General features: G+C 62.1%; 13 protein-coding genes. 4 read left to right on the forward strand and 9 right to left on the reverse strand.

What is annotated here, in order from left to right; all coding sequences use genetic code 11:
• Nucleotides 1–22 precede the first annotated feature (22 nt).
• The 3 genes from soxX to O4H62_RS08680 all read right to left on the reverse strand — a co-directional run bounded on the left by soxX (nt 23) and on the right by O4H62_RS08680 (nt 1,945).
• A complete protein-coding gene (soxX, locus tag O4H62_RS08670) occupies nt 23–475 on the reverse strand; it encodes a sulfur oxidation c-type cytochrome SoxX (protein WP_269387055.1) in 453 nt (150 codons plus the stop codon).
• Nucleotides 476–612: 137 nt separating this feature from the next.
• Nucleotides 613–1,200 (reverse strand): thioredoxin family protein, encoded by a 588-nt coding sequence (locus O4H62_RS08675; protein WP_269387057.1) that lies wholly within the window; start codon nt 1,198–1,200, stop codon nt 613–615.
• A 10-nt stretch (nt 1,201–1,210) separates the two neighbouring features.
• Nucleotides 1,211–1,945 carry a cytochrome c biogenesis CcdA family protein gene (locus O4H62_RS08680; RefSeq protein ID WP_269387059.1) on the reverse strand — a complete coding sequence of 245 codons (735 nt, stop codon included), beginning with the start codon at nt 1,943–1,945 and terminating at the stop codon, nt 1,211–1,213.
• A gap of 234 nt (nt 1,946–2,179) precedes the next feature.
• Here O4H62_RS08680 and O4H62_RS08685 point away from each other — a divergent pair, with 234 nt between their 5' ends.
• From O4H62_RS08685 to O4H62_RS08695, 3 genes are all read left to right on the forward strand, one after another.
• A complete protein-coding gene (locus tag O4H62_RS08685; RefSeq protein ID WP_269387060.1) occupies nt 2,180–2,530 on the forward strand; it encodes a transcriptional regulator in 351 nt (116 codons plus the stop codon).
• On the forward strand, nt 2,530–2,877 hold the full coding sequence (locus tag O4H62_RS08690; protein ID WP_269387061.1) for an ArsR/SmtB family transcription factor: 348 nt from the start codon (nt 2,530–2,532) through the stop codon (nt 2,875–2,877). Before O4H62_RS08685 ends, O4H62_RS08690 begins: the two co-directional genes overlap by 1 nt.
• Before the next feature lie 94 nt (nt 2,878–2,971).
• The gene (locus O4H62_RS08695) at nt 2,972–4,057 is read left to right on the forward strand and encodes a YeeE/YedE family protein (RefSeq protein ID WP_331284452.1); all 1,086 of its coding nucleotides are present in this window, start codon (nt 2,972–2,974) and stop codon (nt 4,055–4,057) included.
• Nucleotides 4,058–4,059: 2 nt separating this feature from the next.
• Here O4H62_RS08695 and O4H62_RS08700 read toward each other — a convergent pair whose 3' ends face one another.
• Nucleotides 4,060–4,986: an MBL fold metallo-hydrolase gene (locus O4H62_RS08700; RefSeq protein ID WP_269387065.1), complete on the reverse strand. Its 927-nt coding sequence runs from the start codon at nt 4,984–4,986 to the stop codon at nt 4,060–4,062.
• A 105-nt stretch (nt 4,987–5,091) separates the two neighbouring features.
• Between O4H62_RS08700 and O4H62_RS08705 the strand changes: the two genes are divergently transcribed.
• The gene (locus O4H62_RS08705) at nt 5,092–6,216 is read left to right on the forward strand and encodes a YeeE/YedE family protein (RefSeq protein WP_269387067.1); all 1,125 of its coding nucleotides are present in this window, start codon (nt 5,092–5,094) and stop codon (nt 6,214–6,216) included.
• 280 nt (nt 6,217–6,496) lie between these two features.
• On the opposite strand, the gene urtE is transcribed toward O4H62_RS08705, so the two are convergent.
• The 5 genes from urtE to urtA all read right to left on the reverse strand — a co-directional run bounded on the left by urtE (nt 6,497) and on the right by urtA (nt 12,413).
• Nucleotides 6,497–7,192: an urea ABC transporter ATP-binding subunit UrtE gene (gene urtE / locus O4H62_RS08710; RefSeq protein ID WP_269387068.1), complete on the reverse strand. Its 696-nt coding sequence runs from the start codon at nt 7,190–7,192 to the stop codon at nt 6,497–6,499.
• A 3-nt stretch (nt 7,193–7,195) separates the two neighbouring features.
• Nucleotides 7,196–7,936 (reverse strand): urea ABC transporter ATP-binding protein UrtD, encoded by a 741-nt coding sequence (urtD, locus tag O4H62_RS08715; protein ID WP_269387070.1) that lies wholly within the window; start codon nt 7,934–7,936, stop codon nt 7,196–7,198.
• A complete protein-coding gene (gene urtC / locus O4H62_RS08720; protein ID WP_269387072.1) occupies nt 7,933–9,105 on the reverse strand; it encodes an urea ABC transporter permease subunit UrtC in 1,173 nt (390 codons plus the stop codon). The genes urtD and urtC overlap by 4 nt, the downstream gene beginning before the upstream one ends.
• Nucleotides 9,106–9,108: 3 nt before the next feature.
• Complete coding sequence (urtB, locus tag O4H62_RS08725) at nt 9,109–11,058, reverse strand: urea ABC transporter permease subunit UrtB (RefSeq protein WP_269387074.1); 1,950 nt, start codon at nt 11,056–11,058, stop codon at nt 9,109–9,111.
• Between the two features lie 62 nt (nt 11,059–11,120).
• The gene (gene urtA, locus O4H62_RS08730) at nt 11,121–12,413 is read right to left on the reverse strand and encodes an urea ABC transporter substrate-binding protein (RefSeq protein WP_269387075.1); all 1,293 of its coding nucleotides are present in this window, start codon (nt 12,411–12,413) and stop codon (nt 11,121–11,123) included.
• Nucleotides 12,414–12,496 lie beyond the last annotated feature (83 nt).

The following is a 12,496-nucleotide window of genomic DNA, read 5'->3' on the forward strand; positions in this document are numbered from 1 at the left end:
CTTCGAGCTCCCTTGCTCCAGTTTATTCCTTGAGTGTACCGAGATAGGCGACAACGTCCTCGACCTGCTGCGCGGTCAGGATTGTCTTGCCAACAAAATCCTTGGCCACGTCCTGCCCGACGTTGAGCGAGTAGAATCCTGGCATGACGGTTTCGTCGGTGAACACATGCTTCGAATTGACCACGATCGCCCTCAGCATCGGCTGCTCCCAGCGCGAGGCGACACCATCCAGCGACGGGCCCACATCACCATGGAAAAGCTCCTTGGACATATCGGTACTCGTATGGCAGGCCAGACAATTGCCCAGCTTGCGGCTCTTGAAGGCTTCCGCACCGGCCGCAGGATCCCCTGCCACGCCGGTCAGAGATACAGTCACACCGTCATCGGTGAACTCCACCGCATCGGGCGAAACCTCGCTCGCAAAAGCTGCAGTCGACAGTGCAACCGCCGCCATCGCCCCCAGTGTGATTTTCATTCGCCTTGTCATTTTGGCGTTCCCTCCTCCGATTGACCGGACACAGCAGTCCGGATCTACTCCGATTCCAAGATACCCATACTTCACCGCACAATCAATGCAAAAATATGATTTCTTGAATGTATGGCTTGCGCAGCCTACTCTGCATCAAGCCTTCCCTGTGCCCGCATCTCGTTGATGATCCGGGCGTGATACTTCTGAAAATGCTCGTCACTCTCGTAGCCTTTCTCGGCTACCCATTTGAACATGTTGAGGAATGTCCATTTCCCGAATGCGCCCGGCATGGTTGCAACCGCCGCCTCGGCAACGGTCTTTCCTTCCGGCGCTTCCTCCGGCAGAAACACCATGGTCGGGGTGAAAACATAGCCCCATTTGCGCGCCGCGGTCTTCTCGGTCAGCACTTCACCGTCAAGATCAGTGACTTCCTCGTCGCCGAACATGTTGTACTGGACGACCTTGTAGTTGGCCTTGATGAAGTCGGAAACCTCCGGATCCGACAGGATCTTCTCGTGCATCTGGGCGCAATAGATGCAGCCGCGCTGCTCGAAAATCATCACCAGCCGCTTGCCTTCCTCCTTGGCGCTGGCAATGTCCTCTGCGACATCGCGGAAGGTGAGGGCAAACCAGTCCTCCTTGTGCAGTCCGTCTTCGCCGATCTCGGAGGACCAGGCCTGGACGGACAGGGCGGCAAGCGCTGCAAGCGCAATTATCACACGTCTTATCATCTTATTCCTCCTAACCGATCGTAGCGAATGCGGGAAACATCTCAAGCAGCCATTGCGCGATCCGTGACATCTGCCCGGTCATGAACAGGATACCGGTGACGACAAGGAGTAGGCCCATGGCTTTTTCGATGACAGCCATATGTTTCTTGATTCGGGTCGAAAACCGGATGAAACGGCTCGCGAAGAACCCGGCGACAACAAACGGAATGCCGATTCCGAGCGCATAAAGGCCCAGCAGCACCGCGCCCTGCCCGGCGCTTTCCTTGGCGGCCGCCATGAACAGGATCGCCGCCAGGATCGGCCCCACACACGGTGTCCAGCCGAAGGCGAAGGCCAGTCCCATGACATAGGCGCCGACCATCCCCGCAGGCTTGCGCTCAACCTGGACCCGCGCTTCGCGATAAAGCAGCGCAAACCGGAACACGCCGAGAAAATGTAGCCCCATCAACAGGATCAACACTCCGGCGACGATCGCCAGCACATCGAAATAGCGCGCAACCGACTGGCCGATCAGGCTTGCGGTCGCCCCCAGCGACACGAAAACGGTACTGAAGCCCAGCACGAAGGCAATCGAGGCGAGAGCGATACGGCGCGATGCGACAGCGTCTGCATCGGCATTCTTCACCTCGTTGAAGCTCATGCCCGCCAGATAGGCAAGATAGGGCGGAACGATCGGCAACACGCAGGGTGAGAAAAAGGACAGCAAACCGGCCAGAAACGCGGCCCCGTACCCGACATCGATCATCTAACGTCCTCCCTGTGGCGCTGACAGTCGGATGCGACCCGTCACAACCACCCCATCACAATCCTCCGGTGCATGCAGGGCTTGCCGTTGCCATGTCAATTGCATGCAGCAAGCAGCTTCCTGTATTCCGGTATCGAGCCTCCCGCATTCCGGGACAAACCAGAATACGATTGCAAGATATGCAACAATGCATATATATTGCAATCACTATTTTTCAGTGATTGGACTGGCCTCATGACCTCACTCTATGTCGTGGCACTGACCCTCATCCTGGGTCTGACGACCCCGGTCATGGCCGCCGAAATGATCATGTTCGAGCAGCCGGGCTGCGCATGGTGCAAGCGGTTCAACGAGGAAATCGCACCGGCCTGGCCGAAAACCGAACAAGGCAAGCGCGCCCCGCTGCGCCGCGTCAACATTCACGACGATATCCCTGCCGACCTCGCCGGAATTCCGGTCGAGCGGTTCACCCCGACCTTTGTGCTGGTCGACGGTGGTCGCGAGATCGCAAGATTGCGCGGCTATCCCGGCGACCAGTTCTTCTGGGCGCTTGTCGACGAGATGATGACAAAGCTGGACCAGTGATGACCGCCCCGTCGTCAGGTCAGGATTTCAACGGGCAGGACATTACCCTCCTGGCCGGCCAGGCCCGCAAGGCAAGCGACATTCTCAAGGCCCTGTCCCACGAAACCCGGCTGCTGATTCTCTGGCTGCTGTCGGAGAGCGAGAAATCCGTCTCCGAGCTCGAGGAGTTGCTGTCGTTGCCGCAGGCCGCAGTGTCGCAACAGCTTGCCCGGCTTCGCTACGACCATTTGGTCAGCACCCGCCGCGAGGGCCGCGTGATTCACTATTCGATCACCAGTCCGGAAGTCTCGGCGGTGGTCACCTCGCTTTATGAGCTGCTGTGCGAACCGGCTAACCGGGCGGGTTGATGCTCCCGGATTGCTTGCATTGGCTTGGGTGTGGCCGTAAGTTCAGAGTAACAAGACCGGGCTCGAACCTGGCAAACGGGAGGAGATGACCGACATGATGGATTCGGGGTGGGTGCTGGCGCTTTCGGGCTGCCTGGTCGGCGCGATCATCGGCTATGCCGCGCGGCGAAGTCATTTCTGCACGATGGCGGCGCTGGAGCGTCACTGGTACGCGGGTGACGACACCCCCCTGCGGGCTTGGGCATTGGCCGCTTTCACCGCGCTCATCGCCACGCAACTGCTCAGTGCCGCGGGCCTAGTCACGATCGAGAAATCCTTCTACCTGACCGAACCGCTGCCGCTTGCCGGCGCTATCGTGGGCGGGCTGATGTTCGGCGTCGGGATGGCGCTCGTCGGCACCTGCGGCTTTGGCGCCCTGGTGCGGCTCGGCGGCGGCAACCTGCGGGCGCTGGTGGTCCTGACCGGCCTGGGTCTGGCGGCCCTCGCCGCCCAGCGCGGCGTCACCGCCCATCTCCGCGCAACCCTGCTTGATCCGCTCTCGCTGGATCTGAGCCGCTTCGGCGGACAGTCGGCCGGCGCCCTCCTGTCAGGCGCCATCGGTTTCGACATCAGCCTGGCGCTCGCCCTGGCAATCGGGTTTGCCGGCCTGTGGTGGGTATTCAGATCCGCAAGCTTCCGCGCCGACCGCGCCCGGCTTGTTGCCGGCATGGTCATCGGCCTGTGCATTGCCGCAGGCTGGGTCATCACCAGCAACTACGCCGCCCTTGCCTACTTCCCGGTCCAGATCGAGGCCGGCTCCTTCGTCATGCCGGTCGGCGAGACCATCCTCCAGATCATCACGGTCACCGGCGAACTGCCCGACTATGGCGTGGGCCTTGTCGTCGGCGTCTTCCTCGGCGCGGCGGTCTCCGCATTTCGTTCGGACGACATGCGCTGGGAGGCGTGCGATGACGCACGCGAACTCAGCCGTCACCTGCTTGGAGCCTTCCTGATGGGAACCGGCGGCGTCTTCGCGCTCGGCTGCACCATCGGCCAGGGCGTCAGCGCCTTTTCCGTGATGGCGATCTCCGCCCCCATCGTCATGATCTCGATCGCCGCGGGCGCCCGCATGGGGCTAGGCATGCTGGTCGAAGGCACGCCGTTCAGCTTCATCGCCGACTGGCGCGCCCGCAAGACCTGACCCTAGGCCGAGGCGACGAACCGGTAAGCCGTCCCGTCGCGCTCCACCCGGCCCTCGCCGGGCTTGGGCAAGTGGTAGGCGGCCAGTGCCGCCTTGTCGGTCGCAAGCCGGTCAAGCAGCCTGAGACGCGTGGCGACGCCCTTCTCGGCATCCTGGTCCGAGCCGCTTGGCCACGCCGGATGCGCGAACGACACGGCGAAATGGGTGATCGCATCGCCCGCAATCAGCATCGGCTCGGATCCGCCGTGCAGCATGAACGACATGTGCCCGGGCGTATGCCCCGACGTGTCCACGGCCTCAATGCCCGGCAGGACTTCGGCGCCGGGCTCGAACAGGTTGATCATGTCCTCGAGAACGGCCAGCCGGTTCTGCGCGCCCACGGCGAAGGTCTTGCGCTCTTCCGGCATGGCATCGACCGTCCCCGGATCGCGCCAGAAGTCCCACTCCGCACGCCCCATGTGGAAGCTGGCATTGGGGAAGACGATCTCGTCGAAATCATCGAGCAGGCCCCAGAGATGGTCCGGATGGCCATGGGTGAAGACCACATCGGTCACATCGGCCGGATCGAAGCCGGCGTCGGCCATATTGTCGAGAAGCTTGCCGGCCGACGGCATGAAGTTGGATCCCGAGCCGACATCAAACATGATCAGCCGGTCGGATGTCTTGAGGATAGGCACGTTGCAATCGGGCAGAAGCGAATCCGTCGGCAATCCGTTCTTTTCCAGAAGCGCGATCAGTTCGTCCTGCGGCGCATCCGGATAGGAAAAGCTCAGCGGCAGGACCAGATTGCCGTCGCTGACGCTGGTCAGAACGGCATCGCCGATTTCGAATGCCCTGGCCCCGGAAAGCCCCGCCGGCAGCAGCATGCTGGCTGCTGCAGCCATGCCGGTGTGCAGGAATGTGCGGCGCGTCTGTTCGAGCGGTGCCATGTTCTCTCTCCCATATAGAATTATATGAATATTTGCCTTTGTCTTGACCCAGGTCAATGCTTGTTCTCATAAATCAGGCAAATTGCGTCTAAAAAGGGCCGTGGAATGGAACTCGAATGGCTTGCTGACAGGTTTGGTGACAAAGGCGCGCTGTTGATCGGCGGCGCCATCATTGGTGCGCTGTTCGGTGCCTTCGCACAGCAAAGCCGGTTCTGCCTGCGCGCCGCAGCCATCGAGTTCTCCCGCGGCCAGGTCGGTGGCAAGATGGCGATCTGGCTGATCGTGTTTTCCACAGCCATTGCCGGAACCATGCTGCTGTCGGCGTTTGGTATGTTCACCGCCACCGAAGCCCGTCAATTGGCTTCGCCGCAAAGCCTCTCGGGAGCGGCCATTGGTGGCTTGCTGTTTGGCACCGGCATGGTGCTGGCGCGTGGCTGTTCGTCCAGGCTTTTGGTGCTCTCGGCCACCGGCAACCTGCGTGCCCTGCTTTCCGGTCTTGTCTTCGCAGTCGTCGCCCAAGCCAGCCTGCACGGGTTTCTTTCTCCGCTTCGCGATGCGCTGGCGTCGCCGCTGACAACCCTGTCGATCGGTTCGAACGATCTGCTGACATTGTTCGGTATCTCCGAAATAATCGCCCTCACCTTCGTCCTGGTCGGCCTTGTCGCCAGCCTGTCGCTGGCGCTTTGGCGCAAGATCGGACTCTGGAAGACCATCACCGCCTTTGCCGTTGGCGCCTGCATTCCGCTGGCCTGGTGGTTCACAAAATCGATGACCACTATCGCCTTCGAGCCGGTGCAACTGGAAGCTCTGAGTTTCACCGGACCGTCAGCCAACACGCTGATGCTGTTCCTCTCGGAGCCCGGTTCGATGATCGATTTCGATGTCGGTCTGGTCCCCGGCGTGTTCATCGGCGCGTTCATCGCCGCTTTGGTGACAGGGGAGCTGGAGCTGCAAGGCTTTGAGGGCGGCGGTTCGATGCGCCGCTATCTGGCCGGCGCAGCGCTGATGGGGTTTGGCGGCATGTTGGCCGGCGGCTGCGCCGTCGGCGCCGGCGTCACCGGCGCAAGCATCTTCGCCCTGACCGCATGGGTCACCTTGTTTGCGATCTGGATCGCCGCAGCAACAACCGACTGGGTGGTTGATCGCAAACTGCCTGCAAGAAAGGCCCGGTCTCAAGCAAGGTCCGTCGCCGGAGAGGCGCAACTCAGCGATCTCCAGCCCGGCATGTGAAAAGACCGCCAGCCAGGGCGCTCTCCGTACATCCGGGATCAGCGGCATCCTGTCTGGCGGCCTTTGTCGAAGCACTCTTTATCGAGCGTCTTGTGCGATCCCCTCTGGATCTGGCAAATACAATGCAGGAACCGTGCCAGTTGCTTGCGGTCACGTCAGGCCGGCATTCACACCGCTTTCGCTTCAAACCCTTGGGATCACTGCATTTGCGATGGGCAGGCTCAGCCCGCAAACCACGCCACTCGCACAATTCCTGTGCATCTGGGCCAAGGTCGGGACTTCAGACCGACACGGCCTCGCGCAGGGTTTCCTTGCTCAGGCTTTCCCGGTCGCCGGACATCTTCACCTCACCGCGCTCGATCACGCAGAAGCGGTCCGCCAGGCCATAGGCAAATTCGAAATACTGCTCCACCAGCACGATCGCCATCTTGCCTTCGTCGCGCAGCAGCGCAATCACCCGACCGATCTGCTGGATGATGTTGGGCTGGATGCCCTCGGTCGGCTCATCCAGCAGCAGCAGCTTGGGCCGGGTGATGAGCGCACGGGCAATACTCAGCTGCTGCTGCTGCCCGCCCGACAGGTCTCCGCCGCGCCGGTTGCGCATGTCTTTGAGCACCGGGAACAGCTCATAGATATGATCGGGGATCTTTCGCTCCGACCGCGGCAGGCAGGCAAAGCCGGTTTCAAGGTTCTCCGTGACCGTCAGCAGTGGGAAGATATCCCGGCCCTGCGGCACGTAGCCCACGCCCTTGGCCGCCAGCTGGTAGGCCGGCAGCTTGCCGATCGCCTCGCCCGCCAGGGAATAGTCCCCGCCCGAGCGGTGATGCACGCCGGAGATCGCCTTGAGCAGGCTGGTCTTGCCAACGCCGTTGGTGCCCATCACGCAGGTCACCTGCCCCACATCGGCCTTCAGCGAGATGCCCTTGAGGATTTGCGACTGCCCGTAATGAAGGGTGAGGTTTTCAACGTTCAGCATTTTCTAGCGCCCCAGATAGACATCGATGACGTCGGAATTGGCGGTGACGTGATCGAGCGTCCCCTCCGCCAGAACCGACCCTTCGTGCAGCACCGTCACCTTGCAGTCGAGCCGGCGGACGAACTCCATGTCGTGCTCGACCACGACGACGGCGCGGGTTTCGGCCGCCCGGCGCAAGAGGTCGGTGGTGTGTTCGCGTTCGCCCAGCGTCATCCCGGCCGCCGGCTCGTCGACCAGCAAAAGCTTCGGATCCTGGGCCAAGAGCATGCCGATCTCGAGCCACTGTTTCTGCCCGTGGGAGAGTTCGCCCGCCGTCCGGTCGAGTTCCCCCGACAGGCCGATCTCCTCGGCAAGCGCCGACACCCTGCCATCGTCTTCCTTGCTCGGCTTGTAGCGCAGCACCGCGAACGGCAGCCGGTCGTTGCTCAGCGCCATCGTCAAATTGTCGCGCACGCTTTGCGCCTCGAACACGGTCGGGCGCTGGAACTTGCGGCCGACGCCAGCGCGCGCGATCTGGCTTTCCGACAGCCTGAGCAGATCGAGCTGCGGTTCCCCGAACCGCACCCGGCCCTCGTCGGGCCGGGTCTTGCCGGTCACGATATCCATGAAGGTGGTCTTGCCCGCGCCGTTCGGTCCGATGATGGCGCGCAGCTCCTGCCCGCCGATCTCGAACGACAGATTGTTGATCGCCTTGAACCCGTCGAACGAAACGGAAATCGAAGTCACTTCCAGAAGCGCGCTCACGATGCAGCATCCTTCCTGACCAGCCGGTCAAACAGCCCGCCGATGCCCTTCGGCGCAAACAGCGTCACCAGCACGAAGCCGAGCCCGAGCAGCACCTGCCACCAGTCGACCCAGTCGATCGTGTAGAAGCCGAGCGGGATGCTCGGCGCCTGCCCGCCGGTGAACCAGGAGGACAACAGCGACACCAGCGCGGCCCCGATCACCGCGCCATAGAGCCGCCCGCGGCCGCCGATCGCTACCCAGACCGCCAGGTAGATCGAGGCGATCGGCGCAATTTCCGCCGGATTGATGATGCCGGCCTGCGGATAGTAAAGCGCCCCGGCAATCGCCGCGATCACCGCGGTCAGGGTGAACACCACCAGCTTGTAGGCCTCCACCGGGTAGCCCATGAAGCGGATGCGCGCCTCGTCATCGCGGATCGCCCGGATGACATTGCCGAACTTGCCCGACACCACCCATGCGGCGACCAGATAACCCAGCCCCAGCGCGAAGGCCGAAGCCAGGAAGAACCACACCGAGACCACCGATTGCGGCACTTCGGTCAGGCCGGGAATGTTCTGCAATCCCGAAAGCCCGTTGTTGCCTCTCAGCCCCGAGTCGTTCTGGAACAGGTAGAGCGACAGCGCCAGCGTCATCGCCTGCGTGAGGATGGAGAGATACACGCCCGTCACCCGGCTGCGGAAGGCGAGCCAGCCGAACACCAGCGCCAGAAGCCCCGGAACCAGCACCACGAGCAGGAGCTGCGCAAACAGGCTGTCGGCGAAATACCAGACCACCGGGATCTCGGCCCCGCCGACCACGCCGAAGATCTGCGTGCCGATCGCCTCGGTGATCTCTTCCGGCGTTGCCGGCAGTTCCCCTCCCGACAGCGAGGCGATGACGATGTCCTTGGTCCGCTCGTACATCAGCCACATGCCGATCATGTAGCCGCCGAGCCCGAAGAAGGCGAAATGGCCGAGCGACAGGATGCCGCAATAGCCCCAGACCAGATCCATGGCGATGGCGATCAAGCAGAGACACAGGGTCTTGCCGAGGATCTTGATGAAGCTCGTCGAGACGATGCCGAGACCGAAACCTTCCGACAGGATGATGATCACGATGGTGAACAGCGCCAGAAGACCGATGAAGACCAGCACCGAGGGCTGCCGGGCGAACAGGGAGCGTTGCATGGTCTAGTCCCCCGCCGCACGGCCCTTGAGCGCGATGATGCCCTTGGGTCTGAACTGGATGAAGATGATGATGAAGATGATCATGTAGGTCTGTGCCGCCAGCGTGTTGGACGGATTGAAGAACTCGATGAGCTTCTGCAGCGAGCCGATCATCCCGGCGCCGGCCAGCGTGCCCCAGATGTTGCCAACGCCGCCGACCACTACGGTCATGAAGCTTTGCACGATGTAGCCCGATCCGAGTTCCGAGGTGACTTTCGCAAACAGCCCGATGGCGACCCCGGCGATCCCGGCGATGCCGGAGCCGAGCCCGAAGGTCAGCATGTTGATCCGGTCCGGATTGATCCCCATCGACGAGGCCATGCGCGGGTTCTGCGTCACCGCCCTGACTTCGAGACCGAGGCGGGTCTTGTTGAGCACGAACAGCAAGAGCCCGAGGAAGGCGAGCGCCAGCACGAAGATCGCGATCCGGATATAGCTGATCGACACCACGTCATTGAGCACCCAGGCACCGTCGAGCCAGGACGGCGATGTCAGCGGCCGAGCCTGGGTGCCGAAGATGTTCTTGGCAACCTGCTGCAGCGCGATCGACACGCCGAAGGTAGCGAGCAGCGTTTCGAGCGGCCGGTGCGCAAGATAGCGGATCACCAGACGTTCCAGAGCCACGCCGGCCAGGAACGCCACAGCGAAAGCCAGCGGCAGCGCCACGATGATCGAGACCGTGTAGTTCGGGATGAACTGCTGCACGACGTAGCCGGTATAGGCGCCGATCATGATGAATTCGCCATGCGCCATGTTGATCACCCCCATCACCCCGAAAGTGATGGCAAGCCCGATTGCCGCGAGAAAGTAGATCGACGCCAGCGACAGCCCGTCGAGCGCCAGATCGACAAACTGGTAGAAACCGACCGTACCGCTGATGCTGGCGAGCGTTTCCCGTGCGGCCGTCGTCAGCACCGGATCCGGCTCCGCGTAGACTTCCGCGAACACATGATCGGCCAGCGCCTGGCGCTGCTCTTCCTTGGTCACCAGCGGCGGCACGGTTCCATTGCCGGCAAGCGCCAGATAGGCGCGGTCGCGGGCGCTCTGGGTTACCAGTTCGGCGACCGGAATGCCGGCCACCAGGCCGTTTTCGATATTGTCGATCAGCGCCTGCTTGCGGTCGGCCAACGGCACGATCGGCCGCGCCTTGCCGGCATCGACCAGCAATTGGTAGGCGATGTCAGGCTCGATATCGCTGCCCGGTGTCAGCAGCCTCGCCACATTGACGCCTTCGGGTGCCGTGTCGAACACCTTGATGCTGGTCGCCAGTAGCGGATTGAGTGCCGCGCGCGCATCGACGCCGGGATCGCCGGCAAAACTCTCGATTGCGGCAACCCGGTTTGCCTGGTCGCTGCCGAACTGGATGGTCAGCAGCCGCTGCAGCCGCTCCTTGCGCGCCTTGATGGCGGGGTCGGGTTCGGAGTCGATTGCCGCCCTGAGAATGCCCAGATGCGAGGCATCGGGATCCCGTTCCAGCGCCGTCAGTGCCTGCAGCCGCCGTTCCGGGTCCGGATCGGAGAGCTGGAACTGTACCAGTGCGCCGGCGATAACGCCGCGCACGCCACTGTTGGGCTTGAGATTGTCGAGGTCGGCCTTGTCAGCCAGCCCGGCCTGCTCGCCGGTGCCGACATCGATCAGCATCAGCTTGCCGCCGTCGGCCTTTTCGACAAGGAAGAACCGGCCATCCGATTTCCGCTGCCACAACTCCTTTTCCCGCCACTTCTCGAGAAAGACCGCCACGCCGGGCAGCTGGCTTGCGACCAGGGCGTCGAGCACCGGCCCGATGGTCGTGCGCGACGGCTTCTCGATCTTCGCCCGGTGTGTCTCGAGCAGGGTATTGAGATCGGCGTCCTGCGCGTGGGCGGGCGCGAATGCAAGCAGAGCGGCAAGGAGAAGGAAAATGATGCGGAGCATGGGAAATCAAGACCGGTTGAAGGGGTGGAAGGGGGCACAAGGCCCCCTTCCCTTTGCAGGGTTCAATAGTTGGAATTGAGCTGCACGCAGGTCTTGGTGTCGGTGTTGTACATGCCGCACTTCAGGGTGATCCAGTCCGATTCCAGCACCTTGGATTCGGGCAGGAAGTCGGTCCAGGCGTCGCCCGGAACCGGCTCGGTCTGGCTGACGATATCGAACTGGCCATCGGCCTGGATTTCGCCGATGAGCACCGGCTTGGTCAGGTGATGGTTGGGCAGCATTTCGGCCATCGTGCCGGTCAGGTTCGGAACCTTCTGTCCGACCACGGCTTCGGTCACCTTGTCCACGTCGGTGGTGCCGGCGGCTTCGACTGCCTGCACCCACATGTTGAAGCCGATATAGGTGGCTTCCATCGGGTCGTTGGTCACGCGCTTCTCGCCGGCAAACGCCTTCCATTCCTTGATGAACTCAGCATTGACCGGCACATCGGCGGACTGGAAGTAGTTCCAGGCGGCCAGGTGACCGACGAGGTTGGTGGTGTCGAGGCCGGAGAGTTCTTCTTCGCCCACAGAGAAGGCAACGACCGGAATGTCGTCGGCAGAGATGCCGGCGGCGGCCAGTTCCTTGTAGAAGCCGATATTGGCGTCACCGTTGATGGTCGAGATCACGCCGACCTTCTTGCCGTCGGCGCCAAGAGCAACCACGTCGGCAACGATCTTCGACCAGTCCGAATGACCGAACGGCGTGTAGTTGACGAAGATGTCTTCGGCAGCGATGCCCTTGTCCTTGAGGTACTGCTCGAGGATCTTGTTGGTCGTGCGCGGGTAGACATAGTCGGTGCCGAGCAACGCGAACTTCTCAACGCCGAGCTCTTCGAGGAAATAGTCGGTCGCGGGAATGGCCTGCTGGTTCGGCGCAGCACCCGTGTAGAAGACGTTCTTGGAGGATTCTTCACCCTCGTACTGGACCGGGTAGAACAGAAGGCCGTTGAGCTCCTCGATCACCGGCAGCACCGACTTGCGGCTCACCGAGGTCCAGCAGCCGAACATCACGTCGACCTTGTCGACGGTGAGCAGTTCGCGCGCCTTCTCGGCAAACAGCGGCCAGTCGGATGCCGGGTCGACGACAACGGCCTCAAGCTTCTTGCCCAGCACGCCCCCCTTGGCGTTCTGCTGCTCGATGAGCATCAGCACAGTGTCCTTGAGCGTCGTTTCCGAGATCGCCATCGTGCCCGAAAGGGAGTGCAGAACACCAACCTTGATCGTGTCGTCCGCGGCATATGCCGAATGTGCGAGAATCGTTGATGTGAAAAGTGCTGCCGCCCCTGCGATACGCAATTTCGTGGTAAATTTCATGTCAGCCTCCGTGCTGTTCGTGTCCACGGAGGTCATCAATGCAAACGCCTTGCCAGTTGCGACGGAGGGCGGACATTAACGGT

It is taken from the genome of Parahoeflea alexandrii (assembly GCF_027214025.1).
Lineage (GTDB): Bacteria > Pseudomonadota > Alphaproteobacteria > Rhizobiales > Rhizobiaceae > Hoeflea > Hoeflea alexandrii_A.